The following is a 13,565-nucleotide window of genomic DNA, read 5'->3' on the forward strand; positions in this document are numbered from 1 at the left end:
GATTTTATGATAAAATACATATGTGAAGTCAATAATAAAACAATGTAAAAATACCACGCTTATTTGTCGCGTGGTTTGTTTACTTGAAGTGATTTATAATATTGTCCTTTTTCGACATATTCGCGACGAATGCGTGCCATTTCACGCTCATCTTCTTCAGTTAATTCACGAATCACTTTCGCAGGACGACCGAATGCAAGTGTGCGTGGCGGGATTTTTTTTCCTTGTGGAACGAGGCTACCAGCGCCGATAAACGCACCTTCACCAATTTCGGCACCGTCTAAAATGATGGAGCCCATGCCGATGAGGGCACCTTTTCGCACGATGGCACTATGTAAAATGACCTGATGGCCAACGGTGACATCATCTTCAATAATAAGTGGATTGTTTGGACTTTGATGCAGGACAGAATTGTCTTGAATGTTCACACGATTGCCGATGATCGTTGGTGCAACATCTCCGCGAATGACAGTGTTAAACCAAACGCTCGTTTCCTCTCCAATCGTTACATCGCCTGTAATAGTAACGTAATCGGCGATGAAAGCAGAACGTGCAATGTTTGGTGTGTGTTCTTTATATGGATAAATCATTTCACTCGTCCCTTTCGTTTCGTTTTGTTATATTTAGTGTACAAATTTTTCGTCTATTCGTAAACATAAAGGAGGGGTGTATATGTGGAAATGGGAAGGAGAAAACGCAAAAGGAACGATTGTAATCGTTCACGGTGCCGCTGAACATCACGGTCGGTATAAATGGCTTATTGAAATGTTTCGCACGCACGGTTTTCATGTTGTTGCAGGAGATTTACCAGGGCAAGGAACGACATCACGCAGTCGAAGAGGACATATTGATTCCTTTGACGAATATATCGAAGCGGTTGCCAGTTGGGTGCATGAAGCAAGCGTGTATGAGCAGCCTGTTTTTTTACTTGGCCACAGTATGGGGGGACTTGTTGTCATTCGCACATTACAAGAAAAGCGTCTTCCTGTGCGCGGTGTCATTTTATCTTCTCCATGTTTAGGGCTCGTTCACTATCCGTCCAAAGCACTTGAAATCGCCTCACGCATTTTAAATGTCATTCATCCGAAAAAGCGTTTTCCATTAGGGTTAACGGTGGAGATGGCGACTCGAAATGAAGAAGTGCGTGAGATGGATAAAAACGATTCATTATACGTGACGAAAGTGTCTGTTCGCTGGTATCGTGAGCTAGTCAAAGCCATTCAGATTGCTCATGATAAAATTGCGGACTTACCAGACGTTCCGATGCTTGTCATGCAGGCGGGAGATGATAAAATTGTCGATAAACATGCAGTCAAATCATGGTTTGATCAGTTGACGGTAAGTGAAAAAGTGTATAAAGAATGGCCAAAACTGTATCATGAAATTTTTAACGAACCTGAACGTGAACAAGTATTTTTATATGCCCATACGTTTTTAACTTTGCAGCTGCAAAGGGGTGAACTCATTGAACGTTCCAACAAATCCGTTTAGTCTAATGCGAGCTGTCTATCATCGCGTTTTTCCGCTTGTTCACCGGGAACTAGCCGTTTGGAAAAAAAGAGCAGAAGCTATTCCGAACGAAGAATTGCGCAAACAAGCGTTAGCGAGCATCGCAACAAAAACGTTTCATTGCGAAGGGGGCGCGATTTTAGCTTTACTGGCGGGAAAAGAAATGGAGCGATGCATTCGTTTTATCGTTGCTTATCAAACGATTAGCGATTACCTCGATAATTTATGCGATCGCAGTACGTCGCTGGATCCGACTGACTTTCGTGCGTTGCACGATTCAATGATCCATGCGTTAACGGTCGGGGCAAAAAAAGAGGCATATTATCGTTATCGTGCCGAACAAGATGACGGTGGCTATTTGCATGCCCTTGTCGATACGTGCCAAGAAATGTTGCAAGAAGTGAAACATTATGACGTCATTGCTCCATTTTTACATGAACTTGCATCATATTATTGTGACTTACAAGTACATAAACATGTAAAAAAAGAGGAGCGCATTCCGCGCTTGAAGCAATGGTTCGCTAAACATGAAGCATCGTTGCCGAAAATGGAGTGGTACGAATTTTCCGCTTGTTCTGGTTCAACGCTCGGTATTTTTTGTCTAGTTGCTTACGCCTGCAACGATGCGTTCGATCAGCTTCTTGCACAACGTGTGCGCAACAGCTATTTTCCATACGTACAAGGGCTGCACATTTTGCTTGATTATTTCATTGATCAAGAGGAAGACCGACAAGGTGGAGATTTAAATTTTTGTTTTTATTATCCGAATGAGGAGACGCTATTTGCCCGTTTGCGTCATTTCATTGAAGAGGCAGATCGCCATATTGCACAATTGCCACATCGTGAATTTCATCGCTTTATTCATCGTGGCTTGCTCGGATTATATTTATCAGATGAAAAAGTACACGAGCAAGAAGGTATTCATAAGCTAGCGAAACAATTGTTGCGTTCCGGTGGCATGACGTCCCACTTCTTTTATTGGAACGGCAGAATGTATCGAAAATGGCAAAAATGGATGTATGCGTGAAGAAAACGGGTGTATAATGGAAGAAAAGAAGAGAGGGATGAATATGTCGTTACCTCGCTTTTCACACGTCACGTATGAACAATATCTAATTATGCGTCAACATAGTGATGAAAGATTAGAATATATTGATGGCGTCGTTTATATGACACCTTCACCGAGCATCCAGCATCAACTCGTATCAAGCAATCTTCATACAATATTCGGGAGTTATTTGAAAGGAAAGACATGTAAAGTATTTGCCGCCCCTACGGACATTGAGCTAGTGAGTGAAACATGTTCTGAAAGAAAGCTCGTCATTCCTGATTTAAGCATTATTTGTGATCAAACCGGATTTACAGACACAAAATATGTCGGTGTTCCGACGTTAATTGTTGAAATACTCAGTCCTTCGAATCAAGCGTACGATTTAGTGACGAAGTTTAATTTATATATGGAATATGGTGTAAAAGAATATTGGATTGTCAATCCAATGAAACAAGCCGTGACCGTTTATGTATTAAATGAAGAGAGGCTATACGAGCAGGCGGATATTAAAGTAAGTGTTGGAACTGTTCAATCTGTTTGCTTTCCAGGTTTGTTTGTTCATTTAGAAGAAATATTTCACTAACAAAGCAAAAGTAGCGATAGGGAAGACCGATCGCTACTTCTTACCTCTTCTCAATCGCGACGATAAACGGCGGATGATTGATTTGATTCATAAATTCGTATCGAATGACGTGTGCGCGCTGTTGATCGATTGTTGAAACGTATTGTAAAAGAGCATCACGCTCGATTGCTCCTTCGGGATGACCGTGGTAAATGACGAGAACGATGATTCCTTCCGGAGCCATGATGTCCAGCAATTGTTCAATCGCAGCAATTGTTGAGTTTGGCTTTGTGACAATTTGTTTATCTCCCCCGGGCAAATAACCGAGATTAAACATCGCTCCGGTAATGCGTCCTTTATATTCGGGAGGGATATGCGCATCAAGTTCCGCGTGGCTTGCTTGCACAAGTGTGACACGTGTTTCTATATGATGTTCGTGCAATCGCTTTGTCGTATTTTCAATCGCTTGCGCTTGAATGTCGAAGCCAAACACATGCCCATATTCTCCGACACGTTCAGCTAAATAAAGCGTATCGTGGCCGTTGCCAACCGTTGCATCGACGACGATATCTCCCTCTTTGACAGCTAAGTCGATGAGCGAGCGCGCAAACGGCAAAATGCGCATGAGTTTCATCATCTTTCTCCCTTTCGTACATATTTTTTCCCTTGATAACTATTGCGTCGCTCTAATTCGGCATCGATGGCGTTTAACACTTCCCATTTGTTGACGCTCCACATCGGACCGATCATTAAATCGATCGGACCGTCTCCTGTAATCCGATGAACGATCATCTCTGGCGGCAATACCTCTAGCTGATCACAAACGAGTTGCACGTATTCGTCGAACGTTAAAAAGCGAAGCATTCCTTTTTCATATTGCTTCACCATCGGAGTTCCTTTTAGCAAATGTAGTAAATGAATTTTAATGCCTTGTACATCTAAATGAGCGACCGTCTTTGCTGTTTCCATCATCATGTCGTACGTTTCAAGCGGCAATCCGTTAATAATATGGGCACAAACGCGAATGCTATGTTTACGTAGCTTTTGTACCCCTTCTACATAGCACGAAAAGTCATGTGCGCGGTTAATTAAAGTAGCGGTTTGTTCATGGACGGTTTGCAAGCCAAGCTCGACCCATAAATACGTTCGCTCATTCAATTCGGCTAAATAGTCAACGACATCGTCAGGTAAACAATCGGGGCGTGTAGCGATTGATAAACCGACGACCCCTTCTAAATGTAACACCGATTCGAATTTTTCACGCAAGACGTCAACGGGTGCATGCGTATTTGTGAACGCTTGAAAATAGGCGATGTATTTGCCATCTTTCCATTTCGTATGCATTTTTTCTTTAATCGTATGAAATTGCGTTACTAAGTCGTCCGTTCGTCTACCTGCAAAATCACCGGAACCGGCAGCGCTACAAAATGTGCAACCGCCGTACGCGACGGTGCCATCACGATTCGGACAATCAAATCCTGCATCAAGCGACACTTTAAACACTTTTTCACCGAACGTTTGGCGTAAATGATAATTCCATGTATGGTATCGTTTCTTGTCGTTTGTATATGGAAAAGGATTCATGTTTATCACCTCGCATCATTTTAGCATTGTAGCACGTTTCAAACGAGAAACTCAACGGTGCTGTGATAAATGACAAGAAAATGTACAAACTATAAAGCGATACGAAAGAAAGGAAGGGATGCGTATGGCAACACGACAGTCAATGGATGAGTTTTTACAACATTGTGAAGATGTGCTTCGCTATGCAAAAGAGCAATATACGGAAGCAAGCAAGCTTGAACATTATAACGATACAGAATATGTAAAAGCCCAGCAAATGCTTGAACATGCGGTGACCGATTTGGCACATTTTTCGTTAAGTTGTAACGCCCAACAGCGCGAGCAATTGCATCGCATGCGCCTGCAGCTTGAACAATTACAAAACGATATGATTTTACTTCGTCACTAGGAGGAAAACGATGAAAAAACGTTCGAAACAAAACAATCCAGAACAAAAAACATTGCATGCGAAAGATTTTGGTGATCCGATAAAAGAAGTGAAACAAAGGAATGCGAAAAAGGGGCAAGAAGCAAAATCGGAATATCATAATGAAACGTAATTTCCCCACTCGGACATGCTCCGGGTGGGGATAGTTTAGTTTTGTTTCAAAATGTCATCTAGTTTTTCTTTGGTAAGGTTTGTCACACCGTAAAAAACAGGATCAATATATGTGCTTGATGCTTTTCCTGCTAATTCATATTCAATTTTTGGTGAAACAATATAAAAGTGAGCGCTTTGTTCCGCCTTTTCAGCAAAAGTAAAATACATATTTATTGTTTCGTTCGGACTTACACTCTGTTTTTCCGATTTATCGTTTATCTTTACATCTTTTGTCTGTAAATAAGTGTTTTCTACAGTTACACCCTTTATTTGGATCGTATGCTTTGAAACGTTTTTCAGCTTTGCTTGAAAAAATTGCGTATTTGGATAAGCTGTCACATACTCATTTTGTGGAGTAAATATTCCTTTCTCGTCTACAGCTAACTTGATTTGACCGATCGGGAATGTCTCTTTATATTTTTGATCAAATATGAGAGTTATTTTAGATAGTGTCGCGCTACTTACTTCTTTTAAACGTAAATTTACAGCGATATTAAATAATTGAAAGTCTTTGTATTTATCACCTTTGATAAGATCGTATTGCATGTCATCGATTGCGTGTGAGATTTCGGGAAAATCGATAGATGTTACGTTTGTTAGAGGGCTGTCACTTAATAAAATGAAGTTAAGAACAAAAGGAGCATCTTTTTTTGCTACATATACACCGTCCCATTTCCCAAAAACAATAAATCCTTTTATGTGTTCCGACTGGCATCCGAGAATAAGAAAACTGATGAGAATAGAGAAGATGAGAAAAAATTTTTTCATCATTTATTGTCAACTCCCTTTCATTTTAGTGTATAATAACCTAATCATAATAAAATAACTACCTGAAATATTTTTAATTATTTTATACTTTTTGTATCATGTGTATCATCTATATGATTGAGTAGCCATGCTTAAATACACTTGCAACGAGGGTGTAAATTTTTTAAAATAATGTGTATAACCCGTGGTGCTAGTTGAGCGCTAGCGCTCAACTAGCCCAAGTGTGACAAGTGAATATGCCAACAAGATGCCATCTAGTGCTACTTCAAATCCCGCAATCGAATTCGCACGAATTTCTGTCATACGATACTGGTCAACGAGGACGGAGAACACCGTCTCTATAACTTTACGTTTTTGTTTGAGCCATTTCTCCCATGATTCCGATGGGCGGTGTTTCTGGTTTTTGCGAGATGGAGTCCAAAAAGCGATTTGGTACTCTTCATACAACTTTTCTTGCAATTCGCTACTGATGAATCCTTTGTCACCCAAGTTATAGAGGTGAGGAATTTGAGTCATGACGGTTTCAGCTGCAGTTCGATCGTGACAGGACGCCTCCGTTACCACGTATCCCATGGGCAGTCCTTGGTTGGTCACCTGAAGATGGAGCTTAAATCCGTAGTACCACTGCTTTTTCGACGCACAAAGTCCGATGTCCGCGATTCCTTGGAATCGTTTGACACGGTACATTCTTGCGGCATGGCACAACTCGAGTGGCATACTATCTACGACCGCATAGGCGTGGTGTTGTCCACGTTTCGCTAGTTCATGACGAATCCATTTGATCGCAAAGCGCAGCGCTCGGCAACGGCGATTGTATCGAGAACGTTCAAGAAAATGTCCATCCGTAAACAAGTTCCCAGTCACAAAGCGATGCCATGCACGTTCGGAAGAGAAGCCAAGCAGCTTTCCTAAAAGATGAATAGCAATGATCACCGTATCTTCTTGTTTCACCAAATGACGATTGCGACGTTGAAGATAGAATTGAATTTGTGACAGCTGGGCAGAAACAAAAAAGAAAATGACTGCATATTGTTTTTGAATCTTTGCTTGATCTGTAGTAAAATGAAAGTGCTCTTGCATGGGGATTCTCCTTTCGAATGTTGGATCGCACTTTCATTCTACAGGAGATCCGCAGGCAAGAGCTATTTTTATGCTTACTCGATTTTATCTAGTACCACGGGTTATAATTCCATTGTAACTATTCAGCCACATCATAAAGTGAGCTGAATATTTTCTTCTTTCCTTGTCTATGATGTGAATACTGATAGACAAGGAGGTGAATCGCATGTTGACGGTACAACAAGCTGTATTTACAGTTGAGAGCTTAATCGGCAAAGTTCAACAACAAAAACAGCTCATTCATCAACTCGTTCAAGAAAATGAACATTTGCGTCACGAAAACAAACAACTACGCAAAGAAAATGAACAACTGAAGTACCGTGTTCAAGAGCTGGAAGCACGCACGAAAAAAAACAGCTCCAATAGCCATTTGCCCCCATCTTCTGACCGTTTTGCCAACACACGTTCTTCTCGTCAACCATCTGGCAACAAGCCAGGCGGACAAGAAGGACATCAAGGAACGACGCTCCGTCAAGTGGAACATCCACATCATCGTGTCGTCCACCGTGTGCATACGTGTCAAGGATGTGGGGCTTCTTTGCGTGAAGTCAAACCGTTCAAAGTCGATATCCGTCAAGTGTTTGATCTCCCTCCTGTGACGATCGAGGTGACACAACATGAACGTGAAGTGAAATCGTGTCCGCATTGTCGATGCGTGCAACAAGCCGAATTCCCATCCCACGTCACGAATCATGTGCAATACGGTCCACGCCTTACTGCGCTCGTTGTTTATTTACATCATATCCAATTGATCCCGTACAAGCGTTTAAGTGATACAATCGAAGCGTTATATCAACACTCGATTAGTACAGGAACCCTTGCCAATATGGTGAAACGAGGACGCGAAGCGCTGGAATCAAATATGGACATCATCGAAGACGCCTTACTTGAATCCAACATCCTGCATGTCGATGAAACGAGTTTGCGCATCAATGGGAAACTCGCATGGGTGCATGTCGCGTGTACATCGAGATATACATACTTGGCTTCTCACGCTTCTCGTGGAAAGAAAGCAACGGATGAGATCGGGATTCTTCCACAATACAAAGGGACGATGATGCACGATGGGTTCGGTACGTATCCGAAATACACACATGCCACCCATGCCCTTTGTCATGCCCACCATTTGCGTGAGTTAAAAGGATTCATCGAACAAGGGCATACGTGGGCGATGCGCATGACCACGTTTCTGTTAGCCGCCAAGCAAGCCGTCGAAGCCCATCACGGTGCACTTTCCGAAGAAGAAGCGAGACGGTGGGAACGAGTGTATGATCGCATCCTAGAAAGAGCACAACATCGATTGGAAACGATGACACCTCTTCCGAAAAAAGCACTCGCTTTTGTTCGACGGCTTCAGAAACGAAAGGAAGAAGCGTTGCGTTTCTTACGTGAAGTACATGTTCCCTTTGACAACAACCAAGCCGAACGCGATCTTCGCATGGTTAAAGTCAAAGAGAACATTTCGGGTACGTTTCGCGTAGAAACATTCGCCCAGTCTTTTTGTATCACAAGAAGCATCGTTTCCACACTGACGAAACACGAAAAAAACGTGTGGGATTCGTTATGTCTTCTGTTGACGGGTGACACGCTTGATCGCGTTCTTTCTACCACTTAGGGCATTTTCTATTACGGGGATGCCCTATTTGTGTTGCGCTTCTTTACATACTACTATCGGGGTGAATAGTTACATTCCATTTTTTGTTGACATAAATTTTTACAATCTATATAATTATTAACATTAGCATTGCATAAATATAGTTAGAATTTTCTGTTAATTATTTTTTGTGAATTTGTGCCAAAAAGACAAAACCTAAAGAAAGGCGGCACTGTCCATTTGGTAAATATATACAGTTAAATCAGAGCGACAACGACAAAAGGGAGATTATGGACTGGCTCGCCCATCAAATTTTCGCAACCAAACATAAGCTGGTTTCCACAGAGCTCTCTTTAACCAACGAGTAATTCGAAGTAGGGATTTCTTACTTTTCATCTCCAATTGAATGAGAACATGTAAGCAATACGTGATAAGGGCTAAGAAAATTTGATTTTGAATAGCTGTTTCACTCATTCCATAAAAGTGCTTAATTTCTACGTGTTGCTTAAGCCATTTGAAAAAGAGTTCAATAGCCCAGCGAGATCGGTAAATACCACTTATCTCTTCTGCTTTTAAATCAAATCGGTTGGTAATTAAACGAAGTAAGTTCCCTTTTGTGTCCATAACTTCTAGTAGACGATAGACATTTTCAGTACGATTTTGTGTGGTACCAATATAGACCATTTTATCGGATAGAACGTGACAATCATCAGGAAGTGAAAATGTATAGACTTCACGAATGACTGCGTTTTTCTTCAGTCTTGAAACGAAGAAATAGCCATCATCTGTCATCCGGTCAAAACGTTCATAGTCCACATAACCGCGGTCAAACACATACATGGCTTCTTTATCATCCACTAGGACTTCGAGTTGATTTCGGTCATGTTCTTTTGCTGTCGTAATCACTGCTTTTTCAGGATAGACGGTGTCTTTATCCATGAAAACGAGCCGTAAGTGTAGCTTTACACCAGCTTTTGTTTTACGGAATTTTGCCCATTTATAATTGGTCAAATTCAACGGGAGTGTACTCGAATCAATGATTTTCAGTGGCATATTCTTTCCGTTTTTATAATGGTACCGTTGAATTTTCCAAACAAGATCCAAGAACAAATTTGCAAGAATTAGTGGGTTGATCTGATTGTTTTTTCGGGATAGCTGAGAGGCACTTATCGATTCAAATCCGAGTGCTTTTTGAAGATCTTCGTCTACAAGTGCATCACTCATTTCCTCTAAGCTCTTAAATTCGAGCAGTTGGGCTACCAATAAAAATTTAATATAGGCTTCTGTTGTCAGCTTTTTTGTGTAATAGTCCTGTTTCAATTCTTTGACTTGTTCGCTAAGTTTTTGAATATTTATGGGTGAAACCCATTTACCAAATGATGAAATTAGTGTATTCTTGTCCATAACAGTTATCCTTTACGATTGGATTTGGACAGGAACCACCTGTACTTCCATTGTAAAGGATTTTTTTGTTTCGAAATCAATAAAAAATTGAACATTCTTAGTATTTTGAATCATCAGATTTAATTACTGCAATGCTAGTGAATTATTAATAAAAATGAATATTTTAATAAAAACTTGCTCGTATATCCTCAGAAATATGGTCTGAGAGTTTCTACCCGGCAACCTTAAATTGCTGGACTACGAGTGAAAGTGAATCTAAGTCCATTTTATTCAGTAATTAAGAAAGATGAAGGGATATGGACGGGATTCATATACCTATTTATAAGTTGTACATATAGTATCGAAGACATCAACCCAAGAGGATAGGTTTTCACTCGTGAAACATTAATAGAAACCTATCCTCTTGGGTTTTTACTATTTATTCAGAAAACTATTTTTGTAGAGTGGGAGAGGTTAATGTATAAAAAATATGACAAAAGCAGATTTTCACCAGAACAAGAAAAGATTTCGATTTCAGAGTTTAGATGCGATTACCAACGAATACTAAGATCACCATACTTTCGTATTTTACATACTAAAACACAACTTATTCCATTTCCTCATAACCATAATTTACGGAATAGATTGATTCATTCTTTGGAAGTCAACGAAATCGCAGAAATAATTACTGAAAGAGTAAACAATCATTTGTTAAAAAATGATTTACCAACTATTGATTTGAATCTTATTCATGCGGCAACCTTTGCGCATGATATAGGACATCCTCCTTTTGGTCATAGTGCCGAAAGAAGTCTTGATAATATAATGAAATGCTTTGGGGGATTTGAATCCAATGCTCAAACAATAAGAATTGTAACTGAAGAATCTCATAATGTTACATTAAGAACTGTAGCCGCGCTTCTTAAACATAAAAATGTAATACCTCTTAAAAGGGAAGAAGAAGCGAATTTAATTAAGGGATATTATCAGGAGTCATCTATTTTTGTAAATAAAATTCTCCAGACTTACAATCAACCTGTTATTGAAGAATATATAATTGAACTCGCAGATGATATCTCTAATGCCATCTACGATATAAAAGACATGGTGGGTTTCTTTAGTAGAAATCAATTTGCTAATATTTTAAACTCAAATACTATACTTTCGTTAATATTAGAAGGTATAACATCTAACCCTAATTATAAGAATATTGATAATTTAGAGAGAATAATCAATTGTCTTTTCAATGAAATCAAAGATAATTTCTTGGAAGATTTTTTATCTGGCCAAATATCTAGGGAAAGATATGCATTAAATAAAATTGTTATTGAATTTATTGATTCCTTAGAATTTTATATAAATCCAGCAAAGCCTTACTACAGCAAAATACAATTACCATTACATAGCAGCTTGAAACTAGCAATATTAATCCAAATTACAAAGATATGTTTTCTGAAAAATGATATAAACCTCAAGTTTGAAATCAGAATAGATGATTATATTAAAAGAATATTTAATTTTCTATTTTTTGATAACCACAAAAACAGAGGTTCAGACACTAACATGAGACTTATTGGAATGAAGAAATGCGTTCGTGGTTTATAACAAGATATGATGACATCACAAAATATTTGCAGGGAGACACCTTTATCACTAGCCCACTAATTTGGCACAAAATGAAAAATCTCCCTGAAGGCGAAGACAAGCACTTTAAGGAGATCATCGACATTATATCCACATGGATGATTTATAACGACCGTCCAATCCATACACGTTTAAGAAAATACATGAACCGTGCTTTTTGGAAAGAAGAGATTGAGGCTATCACTCCTGAAATCAAGAAAATTGTAACATCAGTTTTAGATCAAGTGGTTGAAAAACATTCGAACGAGTTTGACTTCGTTTCTGAAGTTGCTCATCCAATTCCGGCGTTGGTACTTTGTAAAATGCTTGGTATTCCAGGTGAAGAGGTTAAACGTTTTATCCGTTGGTCAGATGACATTGCTCAATTTATGCAAAACTTTGTTGTTTCCCACGTCCCTGACAAAGATATCAGCGATCAAACCAAAAAAAGTATGAAAGAAATGTACATGTTTCTTTCAGAAGCAATTGCTGAAAGACGCATCAAAAAACGCAACGATTTGTTAAGCCGTTTAATCTCAGATAATCCGGGTGAGGAAGGAGAATTATGTGACGATGAACTTATCGCACAAACCATTCATCTAATTTTTGGTGGACATAAAATTCCGCAGTTCATGTTAAGTAATACGTTGCATCTATTGTTCAAACATCCAAAAGTATTTGATGAACTCAAAAAAGATCTGTCTCTAATTCCTAAGGTCTTGGATGAGGCTATGCGACTTGAAGGACCAATTCAATACATAACAAGACACGCTGCCCAAGATATTACTATTCATAACCAACTTATTCGTGAAGGAGATTCGGTCTATTTCTTCCTCGGTTCCGCTGGTCGTGATGAACGCGTTTTTGAAAATCCAGAAAAATTTGATATCAATCGGACAGGTAAACAGCATATTGGTTTTGGTGGTGGTTATCATGCATGCATTGCTGCAGCATTTGCTCGCGTAGAAATCGCCGAAATTTTAAAAGAAGTTATTCAACGTTTTTCTCACATTACACCTTTATATAATCTTGAAAGACCTGAATGGACGCCTAACCCTACCTTTCATGGTATTGTTACAATGCCGATCAAATACTAACTTCCTATACTGAGGGGGAGTGCGACACCCCCTCTATCTTTAATTATAAGGATAAGGAGTTTGTCATATCATGTTAAAACACTGTAATTATTCTGATGTTGCTGTCATCCTAATACATGAAATCTATGGGATTAACGATCATATGAAACACGTAGCTCAAATGATTGCCACTAAAGGGTATGATGTATACTGCCCCAATTTATTAAATCGAGATCATTTTCATTATGATGATGAGGCAGATGCTTACCAATATTTCAAAAATGAAATTGGATTTGGAAAAGCGAAAAAACAAGTTTTAAATTTAGTAGATTCCTTAAAGTCTCGATACAAAACCATTGTGTTCTGGGGGTATAGCGTCGGTGCAACCGTAGCTTGGTTATGTTGCGAACATTATGGCATAGGAGATGCGGCCATAGGTTACTATGGATCACGGATTAGAGACTATCTCAATTTATTCCCAAAACTACCCGTACTATTACTGTTTTCTGAGCACGAAAAGTCATTTAATGTTAACTGGCTCATCGAGCAATTATCCTGTAAATCAGGGATAAAAGTCGAGTTGTTTAAAGGACAGCACGGGTTCGCTAATCCCTTCTCCGATAACTATCATCCGGATTCAGAAAGAAAGGCTTTTGAACTGTCCCTACAACTTATTGAAACCATTCAGAAAACGAAAAAAAATGTATTGACATGAG

General features: G+C 39.4%; 15 protein-coding genes and 1 riboswitch. Of the genes, 9 read left to right on the forward strand and 6 right to left on the reverse strand.

Going from position 1 to position 13,565, the window contains the following annotated elements:
- Positions 1-59: 59 nt before the first annotated feature.
- Positions 60-590, reverse strand: coding sequence for a gamma carbonic anhydrase (locus NST18_RS02635; protein WP_004888957.1), 531 nt, complete (start codon positions 588-590; stop codon positions 60-62).
- A gap of 82 nt (positions 591-672) precedes the next feature.
- Here NST18_RS02635 and NST18_RS02640 point away from each other — a divergent pair, with 82 nt between their 5' ends.
- Genes NST18_RS02640 through NST18_RS02650 form a run of 3 tightly spaced genes read left to right on the forward strand, consistent with a single transcriptional unit; the run spans position 673 to position 3,143 of the window.
- On the forward strand, positions 673-1,491 hold the full coding sequence (locus NST18_RS02640; RefSeq protein WP_004888958.1) for an alpha/beta hydrolase: 819 nt from the start codon (positions 673-675) through the stop codon (positions 1,489-1,491).
- Entirely contained in the window at positions 1,466-2,536 is a 1,071-nt protein-coding gene (locus NST18_RS02645) for a tetraprenyl-beta-curcumene synthase family protein (protein WP_004888959.1), read from the forward strand. The genes NST18_RS02640 and NST18_RS02645 overlap by 26 nt, the downstream gene beginning before the upstream one ends.
- A gap of 43 nt (positions 2,537-2,579) precedes the next feature.
- The gene (locus NST18_RS02650) at positions 2,580-3,143 is read left to right on the forward strand and encodes a Uma2 family endonuclease (RefSeq protein ID WP_004888960.1); all 564 of its coding nucleotides are present in this window, start codon (positions 2,580-2,582) and stop codon (positions 3,141-3,143) included.
- Positions 3,144-3,183: 40 nt separating this feature from the next.
- Here the strand turns inward: NST18_RS02650 and NST18_RS02655 are convergent, their stop codons facing one another.
- Both NST18_RS02655 and NST18_RS02660 read right to left on the reverse strand, forming a co-directional pair.
- The gene (locus tag NST18_RS02655; RefSeq protein ID WP_035018433.1) at positions 3,184-3,756 is read right to left on the reverse strand and encodes a tRNA (mnm(5)s(2)U34)-methyltransferase; all 573 of its coding nucleotides are present in this window, start codon (positions 3,754-3,756) and stop codon (positions 3,184-3,186) included.
- On the reverse strand, positions 3,756-4,706 hold the full coding sequence (locus NST18_RS02660; RefSeq protein ID WP_064214612.1) for a TIGR01212 family radical SAM protein: 951 nt from the start codon (positions 4,704-4,706) through the stop codon (positions 3,756-3,758). Before NST18_RS02660 ends, NST18_RS02655 begins: the two co-directional genes overlap by 1 nt.
- Before the next feature lie 124 nt (positions 4,707-4,830).
- On the opposite strand from NST18_RS02660, the gene NST18_RS02665 reads away from it, so the two are divergent.
- Entirely contained in the window at positions 4,831-5,094 is a 264-nt protein-coding gene (locus tag NST18_RS02665) for a YtzC family protein (protein ID WP_003397789.1), read from the forward strand.
- Positions 5,095-5,104: 10 nt separating this feature from the next.
- Positions 5,105-5,245 carry a hypothetical protein gene (locus tag NST18_RS02670; protein ID WP_004888963.1) on the forward strand — a complete coding sequence of 47 codons (141 nt, stop codon included), beginning with the start codon at positions 5,105-5,107 and terminating at the stop codon, positions 5,243-5,245.
- Between the two features lie 35 nt (positions 5,246-5,280).
- Here the strand turns inward: NST18_RS02670 and NST18_RS02675 are convergent, their stop codons facing one another.
- Both NST18_RS02675 and NST18_RS02680 read right to left on the reverse strand, forming a co-directional pair.
- Positions 5,281-6,057, reverse strand: coding sequence for a hypothetical protein (locus tag NST18_RS02675; RefSeq protein WP_004888964.1), 777 nt, complete (start codon positions 6,055-6,057; stop codon positions 5,281-5,283).
- A 198-nt stretch (positions 6,058-6,255) separates the two neighbouring features.
- Positions 6,256-7,134, reverse strand: a complete 879-nt coding sequence (locus NST18_RS02680; protein WP_004888965.1) for an IS982 family transposase — start codon at positions 7,132-7,134, stop codon at positions 6,256-6,258.
- Positions 7,135-7,339: 205 nt separating this feature from the next.
- Between NST18_RS02680 and tnpC the strand changes: the two genes are divergently transcribed.
- Positions 7,340-8,788 (forward strand): IS66 family transposase, encoded by a 1,449-nt coding sequence (tnpC, locus tag NST18_RS02685; RefSeq protein ID WP_340721197.1) that lies wholly within the window; start codon positions 7,340-7,342, stop codon positions 8,786-8,788.
- Between the two features lie 267 nt (positions 8,789-9,055).
- On the opposite strand, the gene NST18_RS02690 is transcribed toward tnpC, so the two are convergent.
- The gene (locus NST18_RS02690) at positions 9,056-10,171 is read right to left on the reverse strand and encodes an IS4 family transposase (RefSeq protein ID WP_032101754.1); all 1,116 of its coding nucleotides are present in this window, start codon (positions 10,169-10,171) and stop codon (positions 9,056-9,058) included.
- Between the two features lie 158 nt (positions 10,172-10,329).
- A riboswitch (purine riboswitch) is annotated at positions 10,330-10,431 on the forward strand.
- Between the two features lie 196 nt (positions 10,432-10,627).
- On the opposite strand from NST18_RS02690, the gene dgt reads away from it, so the two are divergent.
- From dgt to NST18_RS02705, 3 genes are all read left to right on the forward strand, one after another.
- Positions 10,628-11,755 carry a dGTP triphosphohydrolase gene (dgt, locus tag NST18_RS02695; RefSeq protein WP_064214410.1) on the forward strand — a complete coding sequence of 376 codons (1,128 nt, stop codon included), beginning with the start codon at positions 10,628-10,630 and terminating at the stop codon, positions 11,753-11,755.
- Entirely contained in the window at positions 11,737-12,870 is a 1,134-nt protein-coding gene (locus NST18_RS02700; protein ID WP_231110112.1) for a cytochrome P450, read from the forward strand. The genes dgt and NST18_RS02700 overlap by 19 nt, the downstream gene beginning before the upstream one ends.
- A gap of 70 nt (positions 12,871-12,940) precedes the next feature.
- A complete protein-coding gene (locus tag NST18_RS02705) occupies positions 12,941-13,564 on the forward strand; it encodes a dienelactone hydrolase family protein (RefSeq protein WP_004888968.1) in 624 nt (207 codons plus the stop codon).
- Position 13,565: the final 1 nt, after the last annotated feature.

The organism is Anoxybacillus sp. FSL W8-0104 (genome assembly GCF_038004465.1).
Taxonomy (GTDB): Bacteria; Bacillota; Bacilli; order Bacillales; family Anoxybacillaceae; genus Anoxybacillus; species Anoxybacillus flavithermus_G.

Coding starts and splice junctions, on each gene's coding strand:
- NST18_RS02635 (WP_004888957.1), bottom strand. CDS start 590: ATGATTTATCCATATAAAGAACACACACCAAACATTGCACGTTCTGCT.
- NST18_RS02640 (WP_004888958.1), top strand. CDS start 673: ATGTGGAAATGGGAAGGAGAAAACGCAAAAGGAACGATTGTAATCGTT.
- NST18_RS02650 (WP_004888960.1), top strand. CDS start 2,580: ATGTCGTTACCTCGCTTTTCACACGTCACGTATGAACAATATCTAATT.
- NST18_RS02655 (WP_035018433.1), bottom strand. CDS start 3,756: ATGAAACTCATGCGCATTTTGCCGTTTGCGCGCTCGCTCATCGACTTA.
- NST18_RS02660 (WP_064214612.1), bottom strand. CDS start 4,706: ATGAATCCTTTTCCATATACAAACGACAAGAAACGATACCATACATGG.
- NST18_RS02665 (WP_003397789.1), top strand. CDS start 4,831: ATGGCAACACGACAGTCAATGGATGAGTTTTTACAACATTGTGAAGAT.
- NST18_RS02670 (WP_004888963.1), top strand. CDS start 5,105: ATGAAAAAACGTTCGAAACAAAACAATCCAGAACAAAAAACATTGCAT.
- NST18_RS02675 (WP_004888964.1), bottom strand. CDS start 6,057: ATGATGAAAAAATTTTTTCTCATCTTCTCTATTCTCATCAGTTTTCTT.
- NST18_RS02680 (WP_004888965.1), bottom strand. CDS start 7,134: ATGCAAGAGCACTTTCATTTTACTACAGATCAAGCAAAGATTCAAAAA.
- tnpC (WP_340721197.1), top strand. CDS start 7,340: ATGTTGACGGTACAACAAGCTGTATTTACAGTTGAGAGCTTAATCGGC.
- NST18_RS02690 (WP_032101754.1), bottom strand. CDS start 10,171: ATGGACAAGAATACACTAATTTCATCATTTGGTAAATGGGTTTCACCC.
- dgt (WP_064214410.1), top strand. CDS start 10,628: ATGTATAAAAAATATGACAAAAGCAGATTTTCACCAGAACAAGAAAAG.
- NST18_RS02700 (WP_231110112.1), top strand. CDS start 11,737: ATGCGTTCGTGGTTTATAACAAGATATGATGACATCACAAAATATTTG.
- NST18_RS02705 (WP_004888968.1), top strand. CDS start 12,941: ATGTTAAAACACTGTAATTATTCTGATGTTGCTGTCATCCTAATACAT.